General features: G+C 66.4%; 24 protein-coding genes. 8 read left to right on the forward strand and 16 right to left on the reverse strand.

Annotation, left to right across the window (positions count from 1 at the left end):
* Positions 1 to 41 precede the first annotated feature (41 nt).
* The 3 genes from tnpC to tnpA all read right to left on the reverse strand — a co-directional run bounded on the left by tnpC (position 42) and on the right by tnpA (position 2,551).
* Positions 42 to 1,616: an IS66 family transposase gene (tnpC, locus tag ACODRZ_RS04765; RefSeq protein WP_488969965.1), complete on the reverse strand. Its 1,575-nt coding sequence runs from the start codon at positions 1,614 to 1,616 to the stop codon at positions 42 to 44.
* A 129-nt stretch (positions 1,617 to 1,745) separates the two neighbouring features.
* Positions 1,746 to 2,099: an IS66 family insertion sequence element accessory protein TnpB gene (gene tnpB / locus ACODRZ_RS04770; protein WP_009822160.1), complete on the reverse strand. Its 354-nt coding sequence runs from the start codon at positions 2,097 to 2,099 to the stop codon at positions 1,746 to 1,748.
* Complete coding sequence (gene tnpA, locus ACODRZ_RS04775) at positions 2,096 to 2,551, reverse strand: IS66-like element accessory protein TnpA (protein ID WP_488969956.1); 456 nt, start codon at positions 2,549 to 2,551, stop codon at positions 2,096 to 2,098. Before tnpA ends, tnpB begins: the two co-directional genes overlap by 4 nt.
* 121 nt (positions 2,552 to 2,672) lie before the next feature.
* Here tnpA and ACODRZ_RS04780 point away from each other — a divergent pair, with 121 nt between their 5' ends.
* Positions 2,673 to 3,773, forward strand: coding sequence for a hypothetical protein (locus ACODRZ_RS04780; RefSeq protein WP_488969955.1), 1,101 nt, complete (start codon positions 2,673 to 2,675; stop codon positions 3,771 to 3,773).
* A gap of 22 nt (positions 3,774 to 3,795) precedes the next feature.
* Here the strand turns inward: ACODRZ_RS04780 and ACODRZ_RS04785 are convergent, their stop codons facing one another.
* From ACODRZ_RS04785 to ACODRZ_RS04810, 6 genes are all read right to left on the reverse strand, one after another.
* Positions 3,796 to 4,260, reverse strand: a complete 465-nt coding sequence (locus ACODRZ_RS04785) for a septal ring lytic transglycosylase RlpA family protein (protein ID WP_036523491.1) — start codon at positions 4,258 to 4,260, stop codon at positions 3,796 to 3,798.
* Between the two features lie 156 nt (positions 4,261 to 4,416).
* Positions 4,417 to 5,637: an argininosuccinate synthase gene (locus tag ACODRZ_RS04790; protein ID WP_488969954.1), complete on the reverse strand. Its 1,221-nt coding sequence runs from the start codon at positions 5,635 to 5,637 to the stop codon at positions 4,417 to 4,419.
* Between the two features lie 90 nt (positions 5,638 to 5,727).
* Positions 5,728 to 6,975 (reverse strand): class I SAM-dependent methyltransferase, encoded by a 1,248-nt coding sequence (locus ACODRZ_RS04795; protein WP_488969953.1) that lies wholly within the window; start codon positions 6,973 to 6,975, stop codon positions 5,728 to 5,730.
* 76 nt (positions 6,976 to 7,051) lie between these two features.
* On the reverse strand, positions 7,052 to 7,789 hold the full coding sequence (locus ACODRZ_RS04800; protein WP_488969964.1) for an SDR family oxidoreductase: 738 nt from the start codon (positions 7,787 to 7,789) through the stop codon (positions 7,052 to 7,054).
* A 289-nt stretch (positions 7,790 to 8,078) separates the two neighbouring features.
* Positions 8,079 to 8,405: a glycine zipper 2TM domain-containing protein gene (locus ACODRZ_RS04805; RefSeq protein ID WP_488969952.1), complete on the reverse strand. Its 327-nt coding sequence runs from the start codon at positions 8,403 to 8,405 to the stop codon at positions 8,079 to 8,081.
* Between the two features lie 232 nt (positions 8,406 to 8,637).
* On the reverse strand, positions 8,638 to 9,051 hold the full coding sequence (locus ACODRZ_RS04810; RefSeq protein WP_488969951.1) for a glycine zipper 2TM domain-containing protein: 414 nt from the start codon (positions 9,049 to 9,051) through the stop codon (positions 8,638 to 8,640).
* Positions 9,052 to 9,214: 163 nt separating this feature from the next.
* On the opposite strand from ACODRZ_RS04810, the gene ACODRZ_RS04815 reads away from it, so the two are divergent.
* Positions 9,215 to 10,057 (forward strand): PhzF family phenazine biosynthesis protein, encoded by an 843-nt coding sequence (locus ACODRZ_RS04815; RefSeq protein ID WP_488969950.1) that lies wholly within the window; start codon positions 9,215 to 9,217, stop codon positions 10,055 to 10,057.
* 125 nt (positions 10,058 to 10,182) lie between these two features.
* Here ACODRZ_RS04815 and ACODRZ_RS04820 read toward each other — a convergent pair whose 3' ends face one another.
* The 3 genes from ACODRZ_RS04820 to ACODRZ_RS04830 all read right to left on the reverse strand — a co-directional run bounded on the left by ACODRZ_RS04820 (position 10,183) and on the right by ACODRZ_RS04830 (position 12,586).
* Positions 10,183 to 11,346, reverse strand: a complete 1,164-nt coding sequence (locus tag ACODRZ_RS04820; RefSeq protein WP_488969949.1) for an FAS1-like dehydratase domain-containing protein — start codon at positions 11,344 to 11,346, stop codon at positions 10,183 to 10,185.
* 8 nt (positions 11,347 to 11,354) lie between these two features.
* On the reverse strand, positions 11,355 to 11,870 hold the full coding sequence (locus ACODRZ_RS04825; protein ID WP_488969948.1) for a nitroreductase/quinone reductase family protein: 516 nt from the start codon (positions 11,868 to 11,870) through the stop codon (positions 11,355 to 11,357).
* A gap of 101 nt (positions 11,871 to 11,971) precedes the next feature.
* Positions 11,972 to 12,586 carry a TetR/AcrR family transcriptional regulator gene (locus ACODRZ_RS04830; RefSeq protein ID WP_488969947.1) on the reverse strand — a complete coding sequence of 205 codons (615 nt, stop codon included), beginning with the start codon at positions 12,584 to 12,586 and terminating at the stop codon, positions 11,972 to 11,974.
* A 68-nt stretch (positions 12,587 to 12,654) separates the two neighbouring features.
* Here ACODRZ_RS04830 and ACODRZ_RS04835 point away from each other — a divergent pair, with 68 nt between their 5' ends.
* The 4 genes from ACODRZ_RS04835 to ACODRZ_RS04850 all read left to right on the forward strand — a co-directional run bounded on the left by ACODRZ_RS04835 (position 12,655) and on the right by ACODRZ_RS04850 (position 17,564).
* Complete coding sequence (locus ACODRZ_RS04835) at positions 12,655 to 14,109, forward strand: efflux transporter outer membrane subunit (RefSeq protein ID WP_488969946.1); 1,455 nt, start codon at positions 12,655 to 12,657, stop codon at positions 14,107 to 14,109.
* Positions 14,102 to 15,244 (forward strand): EmrA/EmrK family multidrug efflux transporter periplasmic adaptor subunit, encoded by a 1,143-nt coding sequence (locus ACODRZ_RS04840; RefSeq protein ID WP_488969945.1) that lies wholly within the window; start codon positions 14,102 to 14,104, stop codon positions 15,242 to 15,244. The genes ACODRZ_RS04835 and ACODRZ_RS04840 overlap by 8 nt, the downstream gene beginning before the upstream one ends.
* Positions 15,244 to 16,794 (forward strand): DHA2 family efflux MFS transporter permease subunit, encoded by a 1,551-nt coding sequence (locus ACODRZ_RS04845; RefSeq protein ID WP_488969944.1) that lies wholly within the window; start codon positions 15,244 to 15,246, stop codon positions 16,792 to 16,794. Before ACODRZ_RS04840 ends, ACODRZ_RS04845 begins: the two co-directional genes overlap by 1 nt.
* A gap of 164 nt (positions 16,795 to 16,958) precedes the next feature.
* Entirely contained in the window at positions 16,959 to 17,564 is a 606-nt protein-coding gene (locus ACODRZ_RS04850) for a DUF938 domain-containing protein (protein WP_488969943.1), read from the forward strand.
* Here ACODRZ_RS04850 and ACODRZ_RS04855 read toward each other — a convergent pair.
* The gene (locus tag ACODRZ_RS04855) at positions 17,551 to 18,834 is read right to left on the reverse strand and encodes an MATE family efflux transporter (protein ID WP_488969963.1); all 1,284 of its coding nucleotides are present in this window, start codon (positions 18,832 to 18,834) and stop codon (positions 17,551 to 17,553) included. The genes ACODRZ_RS04850 and ACODRZ_RS04855 overlap by 14 nt on opposite strands.
* A 619-nt stretch (positions 18,835 to 19,453) precedes the next feature.
* Between ACODRZ_RS04855 and ACODRZ_RS04860 the strand changes: the two genes are divergently transcribed.
* Positions 19,454 to 20,338: an alpha/beta fold hydrolase gene (locus tag ACODRZ_RS04860; RefSeq protein ID WP_488969942.1), complete on the forward strand. Its 885-nt coding sequence runs from the start codon at positions 19,454 to 19,456 to the stop codon at positions 20,336 to 20,338.
* A gap of 4 nt (positions 20,339 to 20,342) precedes the next feature.
* Here ACODRZ_RS04860 and ACODRZ_RS04865 read toward each other — a convergent pair whose 3' ends face one another.
* Together ACODRZ_RS04865 and ACODRZ_RS04870 are read right to left on the reverse strand one after the other, a co-directional pair.
* On the reverse strand, positions 20,343 to 21,602 hold the full coding sequence (locus tag ACODRZ_RS04865) for a cytochrome P450 (protein ID WP_488969941.1): 1,260 nt from the start codon (positions 21,600 to 21,602) through the stop codon (positions 20,343 to 20,345).
* Positions 21,603 to 21,615: 13 nt separating this feature from the next.
* Positions 21,616 to 21,942 carry a 2Fe-2S iron-sulfur cluster-binding protein gene (locus ACODRZ_RS04870; RefSeq protein ID WP_488969940.1) on the reverse strand — a complete coding sequence of 109 codons (327 nt, stop codon included), beginning with the start codon at positions 21,940 to 21,942 and terminating at the stop codon, positions 21,616 to 21,618.
* 125 nt (positions 21,943 to 22,067) lie between these two features.
* Here ACODRZ_RS04870 and ACODRZ_RS04875 point away from each other — a divergent pair, with 125 nt between their 5' ends.
* Positions 22,068 to 22,712: a TetR/AcrR family transcriptional regulator gene (locus ACODRZ_RS04875; protein WP_488969939.1), complete on the forward strand. Its 645-nt coding sequence runs from the start codon at positions 22,068 to 22,070 to the stop codon at positions 22,710 to 22,712.
* 80 nt (positions 22,713 to 22,792) lie between these two features.
* Here the strand turns inward: ACODRZ_RS04875 and ACODRZ_RS04880 are convergent, their stop codons facing one another.
* Positions 22,793 to 24,880 (reverse strand): putative bifunctional diguanylate cyclase/phosphodiesterase, encoded by a 2,088-nt coding sequence (locus ACODRZ_RS04880; protein ID WP_488986170.1) that lies wholly within the window; start codon positions 24,878 to 24,880, stop codon positions 22,793 to 22,795.
* Positions 24,881 to 25,075: the final 195 nt, after the last annotated feature.

Consider the following 25,075-nt stretch of genomic DNA (forward strand, 5'->3'; position numbering starts at 1 on the left):
TGGGGAACAGCACAATGGCTGAAACCTCCCAAAATGCGCGTTCATTCCGGCGGGGTGGCCCAGTTCCATGGCAGCAACTCGTCGATTCGGTTGATCGGATGCCCTGTGCCGATGCGGTCGAGGACGTCAGCCAGCCATTCCTGCGGATTGACGCCGTTGAGTTTGGCCGTTTCCAGCAGTGAATACATGGCAGCAGCACGCTCCCCACCACAGTCGGCACCTGCAAAAAGCCAGTTCTTCCTGCCGAGGCATATACCCCGCAGGGCATTCTCTGCCGGATTGTTGTCGATCTCCAGCCTGCCGTCGTCGGTGTATGTGAGCAGCTGCAGCTTGAGCTTCACGGCATAGCGCAGGGCCTCAGCCAGCGGCGACCGGGCCGATGCCTTGGACAGCACATGATCCGCCCAGGCGAAGAAATCGAGCGCCTTGAGCTTTGAGAGCTTCCGAGCCTTGCGACGAAAATCTGCGGGTTCGCGCACGATCTGCCGCTCAACGTCGTAAAGCTCACCGATCATCTGCAGCCCATCGAGCGCAGCCGAGTTCGGGTCTGCCTTGTAGACATCGTTCAGCTTGCGCCCGGCATGAGCCCAGCACGCAACGGGCGTGATCGGCGCTGGCTGGCGGTCACTTGCGTATAGGCGCTCGAAACCGGCATAAGCATCCGCCTGCAGGAAGCCCGCAAAGGTCTTGAGATGCTCGCGCGGTCGCTCGCCCTTGCGATCCGGGCTGTAGCGGAACAGCGCTGCCGGCTTGTCCAGATGGCTCCATCGTCGGTTATCGCGGAGATACACCCATAGCCTGCCGGTTGCCGTCTTCCCGGTCCCCGGCGCCAGCACCGGGACGGGTGTGTCATCGGCATGGAGCTTCACGCTGGCCATGACGTGATCGGCGATCCGATCGACCAGCGGTTGCAGCAACCAGCTTACCTGGCCGAGCCAGTCCGCCATTGTCGAGCGACTGATCTCCACACCTTCGCGGGCGTAGATCTGCGACTGACGGTATAAGGGCAGGTGATCGGCGAACTTGGAAACGATGACGTGGGCAAGCAAGCCAGGCCCCGCACGGCCCCGCGGCACGGGAAGCGCCGGGGCTGGTGCCTGGCTGATCGCATCGCAGCTGTTGCAGGAAAGCTTGGGCCGAACATGACGGACGACGCGGAAGCAACCGGGGACATACTCCAGCACTTCGGTCACGTCCTCGCCGAGCTTGCCCATCGTGCCCCCACAGGCGGAGCAGCCGTCGGCATCCGGTGCTACGTGCATGACCTCATCGCGAGGAAGGTGGTCGGGCAGCGGAGCACGGCGAGGCTTGCGAGGGGCAGCCTTGGCCGAAGTATCTTCGGGCACATGCCCCTCGATCACGCACTCGGCATGGGCATGCTCGGCCTCGAGATCCTCCAGTGTCAGCTCGAGTTGATCGGCCTGAAGAGAAAGGCGTTCCGACGACTGACCGAACTTCATGCGCCGGAGGCGGGCCAGTTGGACCTTGAACTTCTCGATCTGCAGCGCCGTCAGCTTAATCGAGTTCTGGGCCGTCTCGAGCTTCTGGCGGGTCGCTTCATGGGCCGCCCGTTCGGCTTCCAGCGCCTGTTCCGAGGCAGCCAGACGTGCGCGCATCGCCGCGGCAAAAGCGCGCAGTTCTGCGGGGTCAACAGGGAGTTCGAGATCGTCGGGAGACACGCTTCCCGATAGCAGAATCCGGCCTTCCGCCCAAGCAGAAAGCCCAGAAATGCGGCGATTATCACATCAAATCTGCACCGGCAGGCGGGGCGGATCAGGGGCCACTGTGCGCCGCCAATCCATCGCTTCGATCAGCAGCGCAAACTGCGCTGGGGTCAGCACGACACCACCTTCGATGAGCGGCGGCCAGACGAAACGGCTGCGTTCCAAACGCTTGGCGAACAGGCAGAGCCCGGTGCCATCCCAGTGCAGCGCCTTCAGGTAATTGCCGCTCTTGCTGCGAAACAGGAAGACATGCCCGCCGTAGGGCTCGACCGCGAATAGCGGGCGGACCAATGCTGCCAGCCCATCGAAGCCAAGCCGCATGCTGACCGGCTTGCTCGCCAGATAGACCTTGGTTCCAGGCGCCAGCGAAATCACGACACGTCCCGGAATGCCCGTAGAACGCGGGCCAGCGCCTTCTCGTTAACGTAGCTGTCCACCGACAGGCGAACGCCGCTGGGCAGATCTACGTCTATCGCGCCGGGGCGGGCGCCAGGGTGCGGGCGGATCAGTTCCTCCGCTGAAGGCATCGACGACGAAACAGGTCGCGGCACCTTCTTGGGCTCGGGCATCGCCGGCGCGGCCACAGGCTCTGCCGTCATGATTGCCCCGTAGGGAATGAACTCGAGCGCCTCACTGGCGATTGCTGCTGCCTGGCGGCGCGCCGATCGCCAGTTATAGATCAAGCTCTCGGCAATCTCGTGGCGCTCAGCAATCTGGCGGACCGATACGCCGTCTGCATCCGCCTCGGCGAGGATCGCTGCCTTCTCGGCATCCGAAAACTTCCTGCGCCGTTCGGTACGCGCGATGATCTCCACCCGATTCTTCACTTGGCCTCCTTCTGGAGTCCAGAAAGAGACTCCTTAGCGGAGGTCCATCAGCGCCGAGCCTGAATGCCGCAACACGCGGGAGGCCGTACGCTTACATCCTTCGGATGGTCCCCCTCCCCCGTTGGGGGAGGAACAGGCGCCTCGGTTCGGGCGGGGGTGGGTTCCCGCCTCGCGCGACATTGGTATTCCGGGCGATCAGGCGAGCACTTCGTCGGCCTCGGGCGCGGCGGAAAGGGTCCGGGAGCGCGAGGGCGATGGCCCTCGCATTGTCTCTTCTCCTTCTCCCCATGTCTCGCACACCGCGTGGGACGCCGACCGCAAGGTGCGGTTCCTCGACCAACTCTCGCAGAAGGGCGACGTGCGGGCCGCGTGTGCTTTCGTGGGGATGAGCCGGACTTCGGCTTATCTGCTGCGGCGGCGCGATGCGGTGTTTGCGGATGCGTGGACGGCGGCTCTGGTGCTGGCGCGGCGGCATGTCGAGGAGGTGCTGGCGACGCGGGCGCTCGATGGGGTGGAGGAGGCGGTGTGGTTCCGGGGGGAGCTGGTCGGGGTGCGGCGGCGGTATGACTCGCGGTTGCTGCTGGCGCATCTGGCGCGGCTCGATGTGGCGGGCGAGGGGCATGAGGCTCTGGCCGAGCGGTTCGACGAGGTGCTGGCGCTCGTCGCCGGGGAGGAGCCTTGCGCGGATGTGCCGGGGATGGAGGCGGGCGCGGCGCTGCCTCCGGAGCGGGCGGACTATGTCGCGGCGGCGGGGGAGGCGCGGTTCGGCGATGCGCGGGAGGCGTGGCTCGACACGGTGGATGCGATCGATGCTGCGGCCGGGTACGTGCGGCCGCTGGACGAGGGGGAGGCGGCAGCCGGGGATGGGGCCGAGGCGCCGGACTATCCGGAGGCGCCGGTGCGCGGGCCTTTCCTGCGCGAGAGCGGCGCGCAGTGGGATCGCTGGCAGGCGCGCGCTTTCGCCCGGGTGGACGGGGCGCTCTGGGGCGGGGAGGGCGCGGCGCCGATGGAGTACAAGTCGCTGGAAGGCGGGGGCGGAGTTGCCGCTCTGGACCGTGTAAACCGTGTAAACCTGCTCGCGCTTCGTCGATGGGGAAGCACGGCTGGGCAAAAGTCTTCGGAGGCCGGGAACGCTTGTCCGGCTTCGCTGTTATCGAGTGTGAAGGCCGGCGCGGCGCTTCCCCCACCCCCTCCCAGCTGCGCCGGCCGACCTTTTTCCTGAAAAGTCAGCCTTGCGAGTCGGATCAGTTGCCGAGGACGGCCAGTTCGACCTTGCCGCTGCCCATGCGGGTGATGCCGAGTTCGTCGGCGGCGGCGTCGGACAGGTCGATCACGCGGTTGCCGTGGAAGGGGCCGCGATCGTTGATAGTGACGACGACGACTTCGCCGTTGGCCGGGTTGGTGACCTGCACCTGCGTGCCGAAGGGCAGGGTGCGGTGCGCGGCGGTCAGTCCGTCGGGCGCGTAACGCTCGCCGCTGGCGGTGCGGGCGCCCTTGAGGTGGCGGCCGTAGAAGCTGGCGATGCCGCCTGCGATCGGGGTGACCTGGATGTCGTCGTCTTCGGGCGCGGTGAGGACGGCGGGAACTTCTGCGGCGGCGACGGCGTTGACGCCAGCGACAGGAGCAAGAACGAGAGCTTGCGAAGCTACCGGGGCTTCAGCCTGAGCGGGGCCTGCGAAGGGCAGGACGACGGCAGCGCACAGCGCCATCAGGCTTACGGCTCGAACTTGCAAAACTTACCCCGCTTCGTCGTTGACGATGGCGGAGTCGTACCGGCGCGGGTTCCCGAAGGCCATAGATGCAAAAGCGGCCCGTCGCGCTTTGGCAACGGGCCGCCGGACTCTGTTAACCTGCGAGCAAGGTGTTCAGCGCGAATCCCGCTGGGCCAGCAGGCGCAGGCGAAGGGCGTTGAGCTTGATGAAGCCCGCCGCATCCTTCTGGTCGTAGGCGCCGGCATCGTCCTCGAACGTGACGTGGCGTTCGGAGTAGAGCGAGTCGGCGCTCTTGCGGCCGACCACCGAGACCGAGCCCTTGTAGAGCTTGAGGCGCACGGTGCCGTTGACGCGGGCCTGCGAGTGGTCGATCGCGGCCTGCAGCATCTCGCGCTCGGGGGCGAACCAGAAGCCGTTGTAGATGAGCTCCGCGTACTTGGGCATGAGCTCGTCCTTGAGGTGCGCTGCGCCGCGATCGAGCGTGATCTGCTCGATGCCGCGGTGGGCGCGGGCGTAGATCTCGCCGCCCGGCGTCTCGTACATGCCGCGCGACTTCATGCCGACGAAGCGGTTCTCGACGAGGTCGAGGCGGCCGATGCCGTGCTTGCGGCCAAGCTCGTTGAGCTGGGTGAGGAGGGTCGCCGGGCTCATCGCCACGCCGTTGAGGGCGACGCCGTCACCCTTCTCGAAGTCGATGGTGATGTATTCCGGCGCATCCGGCGCGTCTTCCGGGTTGACGGTGCGCGAGTAAACGTAGTCGGGGGTCTCTTCCCACGGGTCTTCCAGCACCTTGCCCTCGGACGAGGTGTGCAGGAGGTTGGCGTCGGTCGAGAAGGGGCTTTCGCCGCGCTTGTCCTTGGGGACGGGGATCTGGTGCTTTTCGGCCCAGGCGATCAGGGCGGTGCGGCTGGTGAGATCCCACTCGCGCCAGGGGGCGATGACCTTGATGTTCGGGTCGAGCGCGTAGGCCGAGAGTTCGAAGCGGACCTGGTCGTTGCCCTTGCCGGTGGCGCCATGCGCGACGGCGTCGGCGCCGGTCTCGTGGGCGATCTCGATCAGGCGCTTTGAGATCAGCGGGCGGGCGATCGAGGTGCCGAGGAGATAGTCGCCCTCGTAGCGGGCGTTGGCGCGCATCATCGGGAAGACGAAGTCGCGCACGAATTCCTCGCGCAGGTCGTCGATGTAGATGTTCTGGTCCGGCAGGCCCATCAGCTTGGCCTTGGCGCGGGCGGGTTCGAGTTCCTCGCCCTGGCCGAGGTCGGCGGTGAAGGTGACGACCTCGCAGTTGTAGGTGACCTGCAGCCACTTGAGGATGACGCTGGTGTCGAGGCCGCCGGAGTAGGCGAGGACGACCTTCTTGATGCTGTCGGACATGGGGACGGGCTTTCGCGGCATGAGCGGTGGAAGTTTGGGCGCGCGGCTAGCAGGTGCGCCCAAACTTCGCAATCGGGTATCGGGGCGGGGTTACGCGCCCAGCAGCACCTTCTCACCCTCGGCGATGTAGTCGCGGGTGAGGGGCAGGGCGTGGCGGGAGCGGGTATACTGGATCTGGTAGTTGCACATGCCGCCGCTCTCGAAGGCGGCGGTGGCGCCGGAGAGGTAGAAGATCCACATGCGGTAGAAGCGCTCGTCCATCAGGGCGACGATGGCCTCCTTGTTGGCGACGCAGCGCTTGTACCATTCGCGCAGGGTCTTGGCGTAGTGGAGGCGCAGGTTCTCGACGTCGGTGGCGATCAGGCGGACCTTTTCGCTCGATTCCACCGTTTCGCTCAGCGCCGGGATGTAGCCGCCGGGGAAGATGTATTTGCGGGTGAAGGCGTCGGTCGAGCCGGGGCCGCCCATGCGGCCGATTGTGTGGAGGAGCATCACGCCCTCGTCGTCCAGCAGGGTCGCGCAGTCGCGGAAGAAACGGTCGAACTGGGCCTGGCCGACGTGCTCGAACATGCCGACCGAGACGATGCGCTCGAACTTGTCGCCGCGCGCGGCGAGGTCGCGGTAGTCGATCAGCTCGAAGTCGATGCGGCCCGATACCCCGGCGTCGATGGCGCGTTGGCGGGCGAGAACCAGCTGTTCCTCGCTGAGCGTGATGCCCTTGACCGAGACGTCGAAATGCTTGGCGAGGTAGATCGCCATGCCGCCCCAGCCGCAGCCGATGTCGAGCACTTTCTGGCCCGGTTCGATCGCCAGCTTGGCGGCGATGTGGGCGAGCTTGGCGGTCTGCGCCTGCTCCAGCGTGATGTCGTCAGAAGGCCAGTAGGCGCAGGAATACTGCATGTGTTCGGTGTCGAGGAACAGGTTGTAGAGGTCGTTGCCCACGTCGTAGTGGTGGGCGATGTTCTTCTTGGCGCTCGCGGCGCGGTTGATGCCGTCGACGAGAGTGACGGCCTTGCCGATCACCTTCTTGAGCGCGGTCTGCTCCTTCAGTTCGCCGCCCTTGTCCCACCGCGCGTTGGCGCGCAGCAGGTAGACGAGGTCCATGATATCGCCACGCTCGACGTCGAGCTGGCCGTCCATGAAGGCCTCGGCGGCGCCGAGGCGGGGATCGCGCAGGATGCGACGTTCGGCGCCTTTGTCGGTGAGCCGGATGCGGACGTGGGGAAAGCCTTCTGCGGGGGTTCCAAAGCGACGGACGGAGCCGTCGGGGCGGGCCAGTTCGAGCACGCCCTGTCGGACGCCGCGCTCGAGGAAGCGGTCAAGTATGCCGAGTGCCATCAGGGGTTTGTGCGGGGGTAATTACCCTCATGCAAGGGGGCTTGTGTTGAGAAATGCACAATGGGGCTTCCCAACCCTATTCCCGCGCCAGAAACAGCACGTCACGCTTCTGTGCCAGCAGGTGTTGGCCGGAATCGACGTAAAGCGTCTCTCCGCTATCAAGCCAGCCGCCGGCAAGGAACAGCGCCGCGCCCGCGACGTCTTCGGCCGTGGCGCGGCGTCCGAGAAGGTTCATGCGGTGCGAGACTTCGGCTTCCGCCTCGCTCTGGTCGTGGCTTGCGAGGATGGCGCCGGGGGCGATCCCGTAGACGCGGTCGTCCTCCATACGCCGGGCCATGGAGAGCATCGGAATGGTTGCGGAAAGCGCATGCTTGCTCATGGTGTAGGAGAAGAAGTCCGGATTCGGATTGAGCAGCTTCTGGTCGGTGACGTGGATCAGCCGCTTCCCGCCGGAGGCACGGGCATGGGCAAGAAATGCCTGGCCGAGCCGCGCGGGCGTTGCGGCGTTCACCCGCATGGCGGCGGTAAAGGTATCCGGCTCCAGCACGTCGGCCGTGTCGAGGTCGAACACGCCGGCGCAGTTTACCAGCACGCGCCAGTCGTCGAGGCGGGCGGCGAGGCCCTCCACCATGGCGGGGCCTTCATCCCAGTCATCGAGGTTGCATGATACGATCTCGGCACTCGGCAGGCTTGCCGCGAGCGCCTCGGCCTGCGCCTGCGAGTGCCCGTAATGGATCACCACATGCCAGCCCGCCGCACCAAAGGCGCGGGCGATGGCGGCACCGATGCGCTTGGCGCCGCCGGTCACCAGCATGGCGGGGCGGCTCACTGCGCGGCCTCATAAAGTGACACATGAGGTTTACACGGTTTACACGGTCCAGAAGAAGAACTTCCGCCCTTTCCGAAAGGGCTTCCCGGGCCGAAGGCAGGCGAGCCGGTCATGAATGCAAGTCGCTGAAACATGGCCGCATTGGAGCATAGGCAGCGGGTGTAGGAAAGGCTCGATCCACCGATCGCACCGGCGGATGGCCACACCGCGGGCAAAGCAAAAGGCGCGCCGCCTTTCGGGCGACGCGCCTTTCACACGGGACTGCAGGCAGGGATCAGCGGCAGCGCGGACGATCGCCGCCACGGTCGATCTCGCGGCCGAGGACGGCGCCACCGGCGGCGCCGAGCAGGGTGCCGACGGTGCGATCACCGCGGGTGTCGATCGCGCGGCCGGCAAGGGCGCCGGCAACGCCGCCGACCAGCAGGCCGGTGGTGCCATTGGACCTCTTGCAGCGGTAGCGGCCGTCATTGCCGCGCCAGTACTTGACGCCGCGATCGTTGTGGTAGCGACGGTGATCGCGAGCCTCGGCCGGAGCGGTAAAGGCGACGGTCGCCGGAATGGTGAGCGCCATCATAGTGGCGGCGAGAATGGTCTTACGCATGATATGTGCCCTCATCGTTGCGTGGGAATGATCTGGTAACGCCGCTTTTCGTTCATTGATCCACAACGTCAGATGAACGAACGGCGGCAGGTAAAAATCTGTGACGAAGTGCGCCGGGATAGCGATGAAGTGAGGGAAATGTTTCTTCCGGAAACAAAAATACCTCCTCACCGCAAAAGCGCGCGGCCCTTTCGGACCGCGCGCTTCTTGTTTCAAAAGGGATAATCTCAGTTCAGCGGCACTGGATGTCGCCCTTGTCGATCTCGCGCCCCAGCGCTCCGCCGAGGACGCCGCCCAGGATCGTGCCGATGGTCTTGTCACCACGACCGGCGATCTGGTTACCCGCCAGCGCGCCCACGCCGGCACCGATGATCAGGCCGGTCGTCCCGTTGTCGCGCTTGCAATAGTAGCGGCCGTCATTGCCGCGCCAGACACGGTCGTTGCGGGTGATGCGGCGCGGTTCACGATAGCGTCCGCGCGAATCGTACATGTCGCGGCGGTCGTGGCGATCGTGTCGGTCGTACCGGTCATGGTCGCGGCGGCCGTGCGCGGGCGCCCATGGCGGCGGATCGCCCAGCACCGGTGCGACGGGCAGGGCAGTGATAGTGGCGGCAAAGGCCGCCATCGCCAGCAGGGACTTCTTCATGGTTCAAACTCCTGCGATAATTCTTGTTCGAGAACCCGATCGGTCTGGACCCGCACTTCGCAACGGGCGATGAACCGCCGGGCAGGTCGGGAGCGTAAGGGACAAGTTGGACCCGGACTGCGACGAAACGTTCAAAAGTGCAATTAGCTCCGAAAGGCATGCCATGTTTCTCGATCTCGTCGATGTTTTCGGCTCCGGCCCGCTCAGTGGTAATCCGCTGGCGGTCGTGCGCGGCGGTGAGGGGCTGAGCGATGCACAGATGCTGCGCCTGACGCAGTGGCTGGGTTATTCGGAAACGACCTTCCTGCTGCCGCCGACCGATCCGGCCGCCGACTACCGCGTGCGTATCTTTTATCCGGCGGGCGAACTGCCTTTCGCGGGCCATCCGACGCTGGGCAGCGCCCATGCCTGGCTCGCCGCCGGTGGAGTGCCGCAGACGGAGGGCCGCGTGGTGCAGGAATGCGGCATCGGTCTCGTCGAGGTGCGCCGCGACGGCGAGCGGCTGGCGTTCCATGCGCCGCCGCTGATCCGTTCCGGGCCGCTCGATGCCGAAGATCGCGCCGAGACGCTGCGCCTGACCGGGGTGGATGAGGCGCAGGTCGTTGCGGCTGTCCATGCCGCCAACGGGCCGGGGTGGAAACTGCTGCACCTCGCCTCCGCCGAGGCGGTACTGGCGGCCGAGCCCGTCGCTCGCGCGCCGAAGGGGACCGACGTGGCGCTGCTGGGGCCTTGCGCTCCGGGCGGCGCAGCGCAGTTCGAGTTGCGGGCGTTCTTCGCCGACCCGGCGGGCAAGATGGTCGAGGACCCGGTGACCGGCAGCCTCAACGCGGCGGTGGCGCAGTACCTCTTCGCCAGCGGGCAGGCCGAGGGCAGCTATGTCGCTGCGCAGGGCCGCAAGGTCGGGGCGGACGGGCTGGTCTATTGCTCTCAGGACGAGAGCGACGACGTGTGGATCGCCGGGTGCGTGGAGACGGTTTCGACGGGCGGGGCGCTGTTCCCGGCGTAACAGGTTTGTGTTGCGCGTGACACAAACCCCACCCCGCTCAGTCTGAGCTTGTCGAAGGCCCCGAGGCGGGGCGCGAGGCCCGATGCTTCGACAAGCTCAGCATGAGCGGCGTGGGGTGATGGTGTTCAGCCCGCCTTTTTCGGCAGGGCGATCTCGGCCGAACCGGTGCACATCGTCGTGCCCTTCTGGTTCTTCATCAGGTGCTTCACATGGATAAGGTGGCGGCCCTGATCGTCCACCGACTTCTCGGTGACTTCGGCGGTCTGGATCGTCACGTCTCCGGTCAGGGCAGGGCCGCGATAGTTGGCGATCGAATGCACCACCATGCCGTGCTGCCCGGCCCAGCCCGAGAGGTAGTCGGTCACCCATGAGCCCATCGAGGCGCCGTAACCGTAGCCGCGCGGCATGCCGATGCGGCGGGCATATTTGGCGAACAGGTGCCCGCGCGAGGGGCCGTAATAGGCGCCGTCGGTGAGGAACGGGTTCACCTTGAGCATGTCGGGGTCGTTCTCGTACCCCGCCATTTCGCGCGTGAAGCCGAGGCCCTCGAGGTCCTGCTTGCGCAAGTCGAGCGTGCCCCAGGTGTTGACGATATAGGCGCGCCACTCGGTCGCGAAGCTGGCGATGGAATGGGGGCCGAAGACACGCTCGGGCAACTGGTCGCCCACTGCCACGTCGTCCCACCAGCGTTCGTTGCTGCCGAGTTCCTGGAGCATCTTCACCCAGGCGAAGCGGCGCTCCTCCATCTCCTCCAGCGCTTCGTCGGTCCATTCGGGTTCCTCGAAGTCGTCGGTCTTGACGCTGTCGCCGCCCGCTGCCGCGCGGTAGCGGATCGAGGTGGAGCGCTGGCGGGCGATCTCCTCGCCCTTCTGGTTGGAATAGTTGTTGTCGCCGCGCTGGAAGCAGGTGGGGCCGAAGCCGGTCTGTTTGACGGTATAGTCGAAGGGTATGCGGGTGTTGGTGATCACGTCGCCCGGCTCGATCCGCGGGCCGTGGAACCACCACTCGTCGCCGCCGAACAGCAGGTGCGAGTTTTCGATCCGGCCGACGCAGGCAGGTGCGGCGCCGTGGCCGTCGTCGGTGGCGATGGCGAAGCTCTGCGGTGCGACGAGGCGGCCCCATACGCTCGCTTCGGCATGGCCGGGATCGAAGTGGGCGAGGTTGGGGTAATGCATCGCGTGGACCCAGCGGCGGATGTCGTTGGGGGCGATGGCCTCGCGCAAGGGCGAGAAGTCCATCGGCTTGCCGAGGTAATTGTCGATGTCGCTGCAGTCGAAGTCGTCGCTCATATGCTCTCTCAGAATTGCCTGATGCCGGTGGCGTCTTCGGCCTTGAATATGGGGATCGGCTCGATGGCCTTGAGCATGACCAGCGGGATCACGCGGTCCGTCGCCTGCTGGTAGCTTGCGTAGAAGGGGTGGCAGTCGGTCAGGAAGGCCCAGACCTTGTCGCGCTCGGCCCCTTCGGGTTCGCGCCAGGTGGCGCGGAAGGCTTGCGTGGCGACCTGGAAGTCGACCGTCTCGGCCTCGCGGATGTTGAGATACCAGGCGGGGTGATGGTCGGCGCCGCCCTTGGAGGCGCAGATCACGACCTCGCCGCCGATGTCGGCGTAGCAAAGGGGCGTGATGAAGACCTTGCCGCTCTTGCGGCCGACGTACTTGACCAGACAGTGCGTGGCGAAGGACCGGCCGCCGACGGGCGTGATGTCCATGATGTGACCCTGCGCGCCGCCTGACGACAGGTACATGTCGCGGTGCTCGACCACCCAGTCCTTGCGCGTGTCGCGGATCGCGGCCGACGTGTCGTCGCTCATGGGCTTCTCCTCTCCTCCCGAGCCGAGGCGCGAGGATGGGGGAGGGGAGAGCCCTGCGTCCAATCCCGAATGGGAACGCCGGGCAGTGATCGCCCGAGCGTTTAGGCCGCGTCCTTCTCCGGCGGCCAGACGCTGTGCGAGAGGAGGTTGTCGACGAAGGCCTCGTGCTGGGCCTGCCCGACGGGGTCGGGGCGCAGCAGCACGTCGGTGCGATAACCGGTCACCGCCGCGACCGTCAACTGGGTCAGCCGCTGCGCCTCGTCATGTTCGAAGCGGGTGGCGAAGAAGTCCGCGATCGCGCAGCGCAGCTTCACCGGGCCGCGCGTGTAGAAGGTTTCCTTGATCTCGGGAAACCGCTCACCCTCGCTCACCACGAGGCGGTAGAGCATGACCGAATTGGCGCGCAGCAGGCAGTCGATGAAGCGCAGGCACGCGCGGCGCAGCGCCGGGACCGAGAAGGTCTGCCCGGTCAGCACTTCCTCCACATCGCGCGCGAACGTCTCCACGTGGAGGTCGACGACGGCGGTGAACAGCTCCTCCTTGGACGCGAAGTGCGCCCACAAGGTTGCCTTCGATCCGCCCACGGTATCGGCGATCGCGGACATCGTCGTCTCGGCGTAACCTTGTTCGAGGAACATGCCCGAGGCGACCTGCACGATCTCCGCGCGCTTGCGGGCCTTGTTCGCCTCGCGCTTCGAGATTCCTGTGTTTTCCATCATGGTGTACTCTGCAGTACAGTTTTTTATTGACAGAAACAAGCCGGCAAACGATTTGGACCGTACCGATGAGTACAAAATTCTCCCCCCGAGTCGCGACGGCCGCCTTGCTGATCGCCTCCAGCTCGCTCGCCGGGTGCGGTGCGCCCGACCTTGGGCCACGTCCCGAACTGCGCCCGCCGTCGACCCTCGACAGCGCCGCCTCGATCCAGGGCACCGCTGCCGAATGGCCGCAGGAGCGCTGGTGGGCCGCTTACGGCGATCCCCAGCTCGACGGTCTGGTGGACGAGGCGATCAAGGGTTCGCCCGATGTCGCCACCGCGCTGGCCCGCATCCGTCAGGCACAGGGCGCGCTCGAATCCTCGCGCGCCGCGCTGCTGCCCAAGATCGGCGGGCAGGGTTCCGCCTCGGTCGAGAAGCAGAGCTACAACAACGGCACCCCGGCAGAAGCGCTGCCGAAGGGCTGGAAGGACTATGGCATGCTTGCCTTGTCCGCCAACCTCAACCTCGACATCTGGGGCAAGAACCGCGCGCTGCTCGCTGCCGCGACGTCTGCTGCCGAAGCCGCCGTCGCCGACGAGCGACAGGCCGAACTGGTGCTCGCCTCCGAAGTCGTGTCGTCCTACTTCGACCTCGGCCGCCTGCTCGAACGCCAGAAGGTGCTCGACGAGACGCTGGCCGCGCGTGAAAGCTCGGCCAAGCTGGTCGGCCAGCGCGTGACGCAGGGCCTCGACAACCAGAGCCCGCTGCGCCAGTCCAACGCCGAAGCCGCCCGCGCGCGCATCGACGTCGCCGCCAACCGCGAACAGATCGAGAAGCGCCGCCACGCGCTCGCGGCGCTGCTCGGCGCCGGTCCCGACCGCACCCTGACGCTCACCCCCCCGTCGATCGCGAAGATCGCCGCGACGCCGGTGCCGACCGATGCGGGTATCGCACTCGCCGGTCGCCGCCCCGACATCGTCATGGCGCGCAAGCTGGTGCAGGCGGCCGACAAGGGCGTCGAGTACGCCAAGAAGTCGTTCCTTCCCGACATTTCGCTGAGCGGCCTCATCGGCCTCAGCTCGCTCGGCATCTCGCACTTGTTCGACGACGGTTCGGACTATGGCAGCGCGGGCGCGGCGGTGAGCCTGCCGATCTTCCAGGGCGGCGCGCTTTCGGGCCGCTATCGCCTCGCGCGCGGCGGCTATGACACGATGGTCGCCAGCTACAACAAGTCGGTGATCGGCGCGCTTCAGGAAGTCGCCGACGCGCTTTCCACCCGCACCTCGGCCGCCGAGCAGGAGCGCCATGCGTTCGAAGCCCGGACCGAGGCCAATGCCGCCTACGGCCTTGCGCTCCAGCGCTACAAGGCCGGCCTGAGCACCTACATCGACGTGCTCAGCGCCGAGACCACCGCGCTCGACACCCGCCTCGGCGCGGTCGACGCCCACTTCGCCACGCTCGCCAGCGAAGTCGCGCTCAAGCGCGCCCTGGGCGGCGGATATGCAGACGATTCAGCCAAGAAAGCCACCTCCGATGAGTGACCAGACCCCTAACGGCGAAGCCGCTCCCGAAACCGTCGTGGACAAGAGCAAGCGCAAGAACCTCCTGCTCGGCCTCGGCGGCGCGGTCGTGGTGATCGGCGGCCTGTGGTTCCTCTATGCGGAATTCATCGGCAGCCGCACCGTCTCGACCGACAATGCCTATGTCGCCGGTGAGAACGCGCAGGTCACCCCGCTGACCTCTGGCCGCGTGATCGAGGTGCTCGTCACCGACACCCAGCCGGTGCGCAAGGGCCAGCTGCTGTTCCGCATCGAGGACTCCGACCAGAAGATCGCGGTCCAGCAGGCCGAAGCCAACCTTGCGATGATGCAGCGCCGTTACGGCCAGTCGATCGCCAACAACGCGGCGCTGGGCGCCGCCGCAGGGGCGAGCGACGCGCAGATCAACACCGCGCGCGCCGGGCTCGCCTCCGCGCAGGCGACGCTGACCAAGGCTCAGGAAGACTACAAGCGCCGTGCCGCCCTTTCGGGCACCGGTGCGGTGTCGAACGAGGAACTGACCACCGCGCGTCAGGCGCTGGACTCGGCCAAGGCATCCTACCAGCAGGCTCAGGCTGCCGTTTCGCAGGCGCAGGAAAACGCCCGCAGTGCCCGCCGCCAGGAAGAGGCCGCCGTCGCGCTCACCAAGGGCACGACCCTGCAGACCGCACCGGAGATCCTGCAGGCGCAGGCCCAGCTGGAGCAGGCGAAGCTCGACCTCGAACGCACCATCGTGCGCGCGCCGATCGACGGCGTCGTGTCCCGGCGCAGCATCCAGGTCGGCCAGCGCATCCAGAGCGGGCAGGCGGCGATGACCGTCGTGCCGGTGGGTGAGCTGTACGTCGATGCGAATTTCAAGGAAGACCAGCTCGGCAAGGTCCGCTCGGGCCAGAAGGCCGAGCTGACTTCCGACTTCTACGGCGGCGACGTGGTCTACCACGGCAAGGTCGTCGGCTTTTCGGGCGGCACCGGCGCGGCGTTCTCGCTGATCCCGGCGCAGAACGCGACCGGCAACTGGATCAAGGTGGTGCAGCGCCTGCCGGTGCGCATCCAGCTCGATCCCAAGGAGTTGAAGGAACATCCGCTGCGCATCGGCCTGTCGATGGAAGCCGAGATCGACCTGACGGACAACGACTGATGGCCGGCGGCGCTCCGGCTGCAGCGGCGCAGGAAGGCGGCCCCCCGCTGACCGGCGCCAGGCTGATCCTGGCGGGCTTCGTGCTCGCCATGGCCAACTTCATCGTCGTGCTCGACACCACGATCGCCAACGTCTCGGTGCCGCACATCGCGGGCGGCCTTGCCGTCTCGGTGTCGAGCGGCACCTGGGTCATCACGTCCTATGCGGTCGCCGAGGCGATCTGCGTGCCGCTGACGGGCTGGCTCGCCAACCGCTTCGGCACCTTGCGGGTGTTCATGTTCTCGCTGATCGGCTTCGGGATATTCTCGACGCTGTGCGGGCTTTCGGGGACGCTCTCGGCGCTGGTCATCTTCCGTCTCGGGCAGGGCTTCTGCGGCGGGCCGCTGATGCCGCTGACGCAGACGCTGATGCTGAAGATCTTCCCCAAGGAGATGCAGCCCAAGGCCATGGCGATGTGGGCGATGACGGTCGTGACCGCGCCGATCGCCGGTCCGATCCTGGGCGGCTACATCTCCGACAACTGGTCGTGGGAGTGGATCTTCTTCATCAACGTGCCGATCGTGGCGCTGATCTTCTTCGGCGTGGCGGTGCTGCTGCGCGGGCAGGAAACGCCGACCCAGAAGCTGCCGATCGACAAGATCGGGCTGGCGCTGCTGGTGATCTTCGTCGGCGCGTTCCAGATGATGCTCGATCTCGGCCGTGACGAGGACTGGTTCTCGTCCACCAAGATCGTCGCGCTGGCGTGCATAGCGGGCGTGTTCTTCATCGCCTTCCTGATATGGGAACTGACCGAGGAACACCCGATCGTGAACCTCAGTGTGTTCCGTTATCGAGGGTTCTCCGCCTCGACGGCCTCGCTGACGATCGCCTTCGGTACGTACTTTGCCTCTATCGTGATCATCCCGCAGTGGTTGCAGACCTCGATGGGCTACACCGCGACCGAGGCGGGCAGGGCGATGGCGTTCTCGGGCGTGCTGGCGGTGGTCGCATCGCCTTTCGTGCCTGCGCTGATGAAGCGGTTCGATCCGCGCCTGCTGGTGTTCGTCGGCGTCTCGTGGATCGGCGTGTGTTCGCTGATGCGCATGACCTGGTCGACCGACATCACGTTCTGGACGATCGCCATCCCGCAACTGCTGCAGGGGGTCGGCGTCTCGCTGATGATCGTGCCGCTGACGACGATCAGCCTCAGTTCGGTGCAGCCGCACGAGACGGCCTCCGCCGCCGGTATCGCCAACTTCGGGCGAACCCTTGCAGGCGCGGTGGCGACGGCGATCATCACTACCGTGTGGAGCGACATGTCGCGCTCGCGCAGCGCTGACCTGTCTGGCGTGCTCAACGGGGCGGACGCGACCTCGCAGGCGCTCCAGCAGCAGGGCTTCAGTGCCGAGCAGGCGCGCGTAGCGATCGCGCAGCTGGTCGAGAACCAGGGTACAGCGGTCGCGACGGGCGAACTGTTCGTGATCAGCGCCATCGCCCTGTTCCTTGCCGCGATGACCATCTGGCTGGCCCCGCGCCCGCCCAAGAACGTGAAGCCCTCTTCAGGGCACTGATCGAGACAGCCGGCGTCTCCGCCCCCGAAACAGGAGATGCCGGCGCGTCGGCCGGACCGAAAGCACAGACAGCCCCCCAGTCCCCCCGCTTTCCATCCGGCCGACGCACCTTTCGGGCGCAGTTGGCCCTTGCCGACGCGGGCTGCTGATCCCATTGCAAGCCAATGGAAAACGATGCCCGCCGAGAGGCTCCCGCCACTGCCCGCAACCGTGACCCGATCCTGTCGGTCCTGCGCGATGTACTGCCGGTGTCGGGGCATGTGCTGGAGGTCGCCAGCGGCACCGGCGAACATGCTGTCCACTTCGCTGCCGCCTTGCCCGACCTCGTCTGGCAGCCGACCGATCCCGACGTTCAGGCCCGCGCCTCGATCGCGGCGTGGGCGGAGCAGGCGGGACTGGCGAACCTGCGCGCGCCGCTGGAACTGGACGCGGCTTCGCAGGAATGGCCGGTGGCTGAGGCACAGGCGGTCGTCTGCATCAACATGATCCACATCAGCCCCTGGAACGCGACCGAGGGCCTCATGGCCGGTGCCGCGCGGGTGCTGGAATCGGGCTATCCGCTGGTGCTCTACGGTCCCTATCGGCGCGGGGGGCTGACGCTCGAGCCCAGCAACGCGGCCTTCGACGAGGATCTCAAGCGGCGCAACCCGCAATGGGGCCTGCGCAGCGTTGAGACCGTGCGCGCCTGCGCGCTGGACAACGGGCTCGCCTTCGACCGCCTCGTCGAGATGCCGGCCAACAACCTCATGCTCGTCTTCAGGAAGCGCTGAAGCCGCGCCGGACCAGGCGCGGCAGCATGAGCGCCTGACCCACCGCGCGGCCACCGAACAACACCGCGAAAGCCGCCCACAGCCCATGGTTGCCGAGCGGCTGGAGCGTCCATAGCAGGACGAGATAGCCCGCCATCGCCGCCGCCATCGTCCCCAGCATCGCCCGCGTCCAACCGGCGCCGACGAACACTCCGTCGAACACGAAGGAGGAGACGCCGAGCACCGGCAGCAGCGCCAGCCAGGGTGCGTACTGCGCTGTTGCGGCGATCACGGCGGGATCGGTGCTGAACGCCGCAGCAAGGCGCGCTCCGGCCAGCGCATAGAGCACCGCGACGGAGAGCCCGGTCACGCCGCCCCACACCAGCGCCGCGTGCACGGCGGCGGTGAAGCGCGCCCGCGACTGCGCGCCGAGCGCCTCTCCGCAGAGCACTTGCGCGCCGCTCTCGAACCCGTCGAGCAGCAGCGTCGCCAGCATGAAGATCTGGAACAGCACGCCGTTGGCGGCGAGCGTCACCGGCCCCGCGCGGGCACCGACGCGGGCAAACAGCAGGATCGAGCCGGTCAGCAGCAGCGTGCGCACGAACAGGTCGCGGTTGAGCGCGAAGAGGCGCGCCAGTTCGCCGCGCGCCCACGTTCGCTTGCGGCCGAGCGCCGCCAGCGCCTCGCCCGCCGCGCCCTTGCGCACGACGATCGCGGCGAGGAGGAGGAACTTGAGCCCTTCCGAACTTACCGTCGCCGTCGCCACGCCCGCGACGCCCCAGCCCACGACGAGCACCAGCAGCAGGTCGAGTGCGATGTGGACGAGGTTGGCGACGATCTCGACGACGAGCACATGGCGCACCTTGCGCCGTCCGATCAGCCAGCCCACCAGCACGCAGTTCGCCAGCCACACCGGCCCAGCCCAGTATCGGATCGCGACATAGCTGCGGGCGGCATCGCGCACCGGCCCCTCGGCACCGAGCAGGTCCAGGCCGAGGGGCACCGCCAGCGGCATGGCCATGAGCAGCACCGCGCCAATGCCGAGAGCGACGGCCATCGCGCGCGCCAGTGTCTCACCCGCATCGCCCCCGGCGGCATCATGCTCGCCGCGCCCTCTGCTTTGAGCGGTCAACGCCACGGTGCTGGTGCGCAGGAAATTGAACACGTTGAGCAGGCCCAGCATGAACTTCGCGCCAAGTTCGACGGCGCCTTGCGCGGGGGCGTCGCCAAGCCGACCGATCGCCCACATGTCTGCAAGGCCGAACAGCGCGGTCGCCACGTTGGTCAGCATCGCGGGCAGGGTGATCGCCCAGAGCTGGCGAGCGGGAGAGGGCGGCAGGGCGTTCACGACGCCACGATCTAGCCAAGCGCGTGGGCGGGAGCAAATGCGTCAGGGGATCGCCTGCGCGATCAGGACATATTGTCCCACCCCGAGCGAATCGCTCCGGGCGCACGATCCGCGGTTTTCCGGGCGTCAGCCTATGTTGCAACGCGGCGATGGGTCTAAAGTACGAGGCTCCCGGGCGCCGTATCGCTACGATGAGGGGTTGCCAAACCCGTGCAAATCAGGGAGATTGTCGAAAGTTGGTGGATCAGGCAGCTTTTGCTGCATCTGCGAGGAAATCGGCGCGCCGGAGTGATTATCTCATCCCCGGCGCGCTCTCTCCCAACACCGGTAAGGTTACATGAACCTTTCACCAACCACATTGCACAAGAATCCGGCTTTGGCAAAGCGGGAAATGCATTTCATGCTGCGCAACATGCGATTTTTTCGTCGCCCATTTCCCGCGCGTTTCTGCGGTGTTGCATGTCCTGCGCTGTCATCAGCGATACTCGGTGGGCGATGATTGGCGGGCACCTGTTGCGCATCCTTTCCACCGATGATCCGATGGGATGCGAAGGAGAGAGGCATGACCCGAATGGGCATCGACACCGCTGAATCGGGACAGGAACCGGACCCGCAGGCCGTCCTCGATTCGCTCGAGTCGCAGGCGCGCCGGGTCGAGACATCCTGCGGCGACGGGACAATGGTTTGGCGGATCTGGGGAGAGGGGGTGCCGCTGGTTCTTGCGCACGGTGCGCAAGGGTCATGGACGCATTGGGTCCGTAACATCGAGCGATTGTCCCGCCACCGGCAACTCATCGTGCCCGACCTGCCGGGACACGGCGATTCCGCCATGCCCGCGAGCGAGGATCACGCCGGCATCTCGGCGGCACTGGCAGAAGGGCTGAACGATATCCTCGGGGCTGGAAGGCTGCCCGTCGACTTGTGCGGCTTCTCGTTCGGGGGAGTGGCGCTGGCGCATCTGGCCGCGTTGCATCCCGGTGTGGCGCATCGGCTGGTCATCGTCGGCTGCGGCGGGCTGGATACGCCGATGGGGCATCCGCGCCTGGGGCGGATCAGCGGGCTGACGGGCGAAGCCCGCCTTGCCGCGCTCAAGGCGAACCTGCTTGGGCTGATGCTCCATCACCCGGACAGTGCGGACGACCTTGCGATCCACATGCTGTTGCCGACGGCCAAGGCCGCGCGTCTTCATGCATCGCCGCTGGTTCTGCCCGATCGGCTGGTTAAGGTACTGCCGGCGGTAAGGGTGGCCGTGGATGCGATCTGGGGTGCGCACGACCTGCCGCATCCGGACCCCGCCGCGCAGAAGGCGGCGCTCCGCACGGTCCAGCCCGACGCCGAGTTCCGCGTCGTCGAGGAAGCAGGGCACTGGGCGATGTACGAGCGCCCCGAGGCGTTCGAGGCGGCCCTGCTCGCAATTTTCGCAAGGCCGCCCCGCAAGGTGGGGTGAGGCCTTACCAGACCAGCGGCAGGTGCTCCGGTCCGATGACGCCGCCGGGACGGTACTCGATCCGCGTGCCCGGCTTCACCGAGAAGGCGGGGATGCGCTTCAGCCATTCCTGGAGGGCGATCTTCACCTCGAGCCGGGCGAGGTGCGCACCCATGCAACTGTGCACGCCCACGGTAAAGGCGAGGATCGTCTTGCGCGGCCGGTCGAAATCGACCTCCTTCGGGTTCGGGAACACTTCGGGGTCGAAGTTGCAGGCGGGGAGGATGAAGGTGACGCGGTCGCCCTTCTTCATCTGTACGCCGCGCATCTCGTAGTCCTTGTCGAGGACCCGGCCCGAGAACGTGACCGACCAGCGGCGCAGCAGTTCCTCGACGATCCTGTCGATGTCCTGCGGGCGGGAATGGATCTCGGCCAGCTTTTCGGGATGCTCGGCAAGGTAGAGCCAGATGTTGTTCAGCGTCGCGAACACGGTGTCGAGCCCGCCGATGAACAGGAAGCAGACGAAGCCGAAGATTTCCTTGTCCGACAGCGGCACGCCATCCGGGGCGGAATGGGCGATGCGGCTGACGACGCCGTCGTCCGGGTTCGCCTTCTTCTCCTCGATCGCCTGCTTGAGGTAGGCGGTGATCTTGCGCATCGAGTCCGCCATGATCGCGCGGTCGTTCGAATGGAGCAGCTTCACCGCCCAGTCGACGAACTCGTCGCGCATGTCCTGCGGCAGCCCCATGATATCGAGGAACACCGAAACCGGCAGCGGGCGGCCGTAGTCCTCGGTGAACTCGCAGGTTTCTCCGGCAGCCACCTTTGCCTCGATCGCGTCGATCAGGTCGTTGGCGCGCCGGCGGATCTGCTCTTCCAGCTTGAGCACGCCTTGGGGGCTGAACACTGGGTCGACGATGTTGCGGTACTTGCGATGGTGCGGCGGGTCGATCTCGATCGGGATGAAATAGAAATAGTCGTCCGGGTCGCGCGGGAAGGGCGTGGCGCCCTCGTTGGAGAAGACGTCCGGGTGGCGCAGGCCGAACAGCGCATCCTCATGCTTGATGAGGTGCCACATGTTGCCCATCGGGCTGACGTCGTAATAGATCGGCGGCTGCTTTTCATGCAGCGCGGCCATGAAGTCGTGGGGGTTCGCAAGAAAGTCCGGTCCGAAGGTGAGCCCTGACTGGCGGATCAGTTCGGGCGGTACATGGGCGGGAACCTGGTCCATCCCGACGTGGCGCGGGAAGCTGGGCGGGACGGGATTGGCGGCGTCGATCGGCATGGCGTCCTCTCCCTCAGAACTGCGTTTCGGGCAGGTGGACGATGAGCCCGTCGAGCGCGGGGGTGATCTCGATCTGGCACGACAGGCGGCTGGAGGGGCGAAGCTCGGTCGCTACCTGTTCCAGCAGTTCGGCCTCGGCATCGGAGGAGGGGCCGCCGGTGGTGTCGATCCAGTCCTCGTCGACGTAGCAGTGGCACGTCGCGCAGGAGAGACCGCCGCCGCACTCGCCGACGATGCCCTCGATCCCGCTGTAGAGCGCCCCGCGCATGACGTTTTCGCCCAGCGGCACGTCGACGCGCGTCTCGTGCCCGTCATGATCGACGTAAGTGACCTGCGGCATGGTTTCCTCTCTCGTTATCCTGTGAGAACATTGTTCTCATTCTTTTACGCCCGTGGGGGCGGCCAAGTCAATCGCGGGAAGCGCGGGGCTGGACCGGGGCCGCGCACGGGCGTAGCGCAAGGAGCATGACGACCGCCTATCCGCCGCTGTTCACCGCGCCCGAGACGTCCGAGGGCGATCGCACGCTCCTGCTCATCCGCACTGCCTACGACCTGCTCGACGAAGCGGGGCTGGAGGGGCTGACGATCCGCGCGGTGCTGGCGCGGGCGGGGCTGGCGCGGCGGGCGTTCTACGAACGGTTCCAGGGCAAGGACGATCTCGTGCTGGCGGTATTCGACAGCTCGCTGCGTGCGGCGGCGCTGCAGTTCCGGGAGATTACCGCGCGGTGCGAAGGGCCGGTGGAGGCGCTGCGCTTGATCGTGACCGGGATCGTGGTGGGCCAGCTCGGGCAGGACCGGATGGGGGCGAACCGACGCGGGGCAGCGCTCAGCCGGGAGCACTTGCGGCTCGCCCAGACGCGGCCTTCCGAACTGAACTCGGCGCTGGAACCGCTGCTCGACCTGATCGCGGGACACGTGACGGGCGGGATCGCGACCGGCGTGTTCCGGCAGGCCGATCCGCAATTGCAGGCGCGACTGGTCTACAACCTCGTCTCGACCACCGTGCATACCGTGCTGCTGGCGGAAGAAGAGGGCATCCCCGACCGCACCGGGCGCGAGGAACTGGCGGCCGAGCTGTGGGAATTCTGTCGCCGCGCGCTGGTGGCGTGACGGAACGAGGTTGCGAGGTCGGCTGTGACCCTTCGACACGCTCAGGGTGAGCGGGGTTGGAGCAGACCTCCCAATTCCATTCAGGCTGAGCTCGTCGAAGCCCCCGTAGGCATCGCCTTGCCGAACAGGTAGCCCTGTCCCTGGGTGCAGCCCTCGTCACGCAGGTATTCGCGTTCCATGTCGCTTTCGATCCCCTCGGCCGTCACGATCAGGCCGAGGCTGCGGCCGAGGCCGATCACGGCGCGGATGACGGCGCGTGAGTTGGCCTCGTGGTGCAGGTTCAGGATGAACGACTTGTCGATCTTGATCTTGGTGAAGGGGTAGTTGAGCAGGTAGCTCAGCGAGGAATAGCCGGTCCCGAAATCGTCGAGCGAGATGCCGATGCCGAAGGCGCGCAAGTTGCGGATGATCGCGGAAGGGCGCGGGCCTTTTTCCATCAGCACCGCCTCGGTGATCTCCAGTTCCAGACGCTCGGCGGCAAGGCCCGAGGTGGAGAGGGCGTTGATCACCGTGCTCAGCAGGTTGCCGTTGCGGAACTGCAGCGGCGAGACGTTGACCGCGACCTTGACGTGATCGGGCCACTGCATCGCCGCGCTGCACGCACTGCCGAGCACGAAGCGGCCGATCTGGTCGATCAGGCCGATCTCCTCGGCGAGCGGGACAAAAACGTCGGGCGGCACTCTGCCGCGTTCGGGATGGTTCCAGCGCAGCAGCGCCTCGTAGCACTCCACTTGTCCGCTCTGGAGGTCGACGATGGGCTGGTAGTGCACTTCCAGTCTGCCTTCGCGCACGGCGGCGCGCAGGTCGATCTCGAGGCGGTTCTTTTCCTGCGCGGCTGCGTCCATCCCCGATTCGAAGCTGCGGCAACTTCCGCGCCGCTCGCCCTTGGCGGCGTAGAGCGCGAGGTCGGCGTAGCGCAGCAGCGTCTCGGGATCACGGGTGTCGTAAGGCGCTGAAGCGACGCCGACCGTCGCGCCGATGTGGATCATGTGCCCCTGCACGAAGAACGGCTCCGACAGGGTAGTGATGATCGACTTGGACACCAGTTCCGCCTGCGTCATGCTGGAGCGGCGGAAGATCAGCGCGAACTCGTCGCCGCCGATGCGGCACAGCAGGGCTTCGGGCGGAATCAGTTCCCGCATGCGGCGGGCCGCCTCGGTAAGCACGATGTCGCCGAAGTGATGACCGTAGGTATCGTTGACCGGCTTGAAATGATCGAGATCGACCATTGCCAGCGTCACGGTGTCGTGCGGGCCGGCATCGGTCAGCAGTTCGTTGAGGTAAGTGCGACAATGCGATCGGTTGGCAAGGCCGGTGAGTTCGTCGTGGCGCGCCATGTGCGCCATGCGCTGCTCGATGCGGCGGCGCTCGGTGACGTCGAAAATCGAGACGATGGTGCCGGAAAAGCCCTCCAGGTCGGAGAGGCGCGTGGCGATTACCGTCTCGATGCAGCCGCCGTCGCGCCGCAGCATCTTCCAGCTGTCGCCGGTGTCGGCACGGTCGGTGACGAGCAGTTCGGCGGCGCGGGCACGCGATGCGGCGGGGAACAGTTCTTCGGCCGGAAGATCGACCATTTCGGGCGTGGTGTAGCCGAACAGCGCACATGCGGCTTCGTTGGCGGTGCGGATGCAGCCGCTCTCGCGATCATAGACGAACATCGCCAGCGGATTGCGCTCGAACAGCAGGCGGAAGGCTTCTTCCTTCTGCTTGAGGTCGGTGATGTCGACGCGCACGCCGATCGAACCGCCGCTGTCGAGGCGGCGCTCCTCGATCATGATGCAGCGCCCGTTCGACAGCCACTGTTCGTGACGGCGAGAGGGCTGGCGCAGCAGGTCGAGGCGGCTGGCCAGCCACTCCTCCTCGCGTCCGAGCGCTTCGGGATAGTCACCCCGCGCGATGCCGATGCGCAGTGCGTCGCCCAGTTTGGCGCCCCGCTTCAGCAGGTCCGCCGACTTCTCGTAAATCTGCGCGTACTGCTGGTTCCAGAGGATGTAGCGATCCTCCTCGTCGAGGAACACGATGCCCTGCGGAATCGCCTCGATCGCCTCGCGCAGGCGCGTTTCCGCCAGCGATGCAGCCTGCAGCGCGGTGTCGAGCGAAGGCAAGTCGCCGCCCTCCGCTAGGGTGAGCGCGAGTTCTTCGCCGGTTACGTCCTGTTTAAACCCCAAATACAACGCAGATCCCCATCTGGTTTGGAGCAGGCTATGAGGCATCAGGTTAATTTTCTGCCTATGGCGACAAAGACATGACTAACCGGGGCGCGGATTTTCAAGGCTCTGAGGGATGAATTTTTGGTAAGCGACCGACGATCATTTCTGCTCCCCGCGAATGCAAATGGCCCGCCGCACGAGGTGCGACGGGCC

It is taken from the genome of Novosphingobium sp. FG90, from assembly GCF_057808725.1.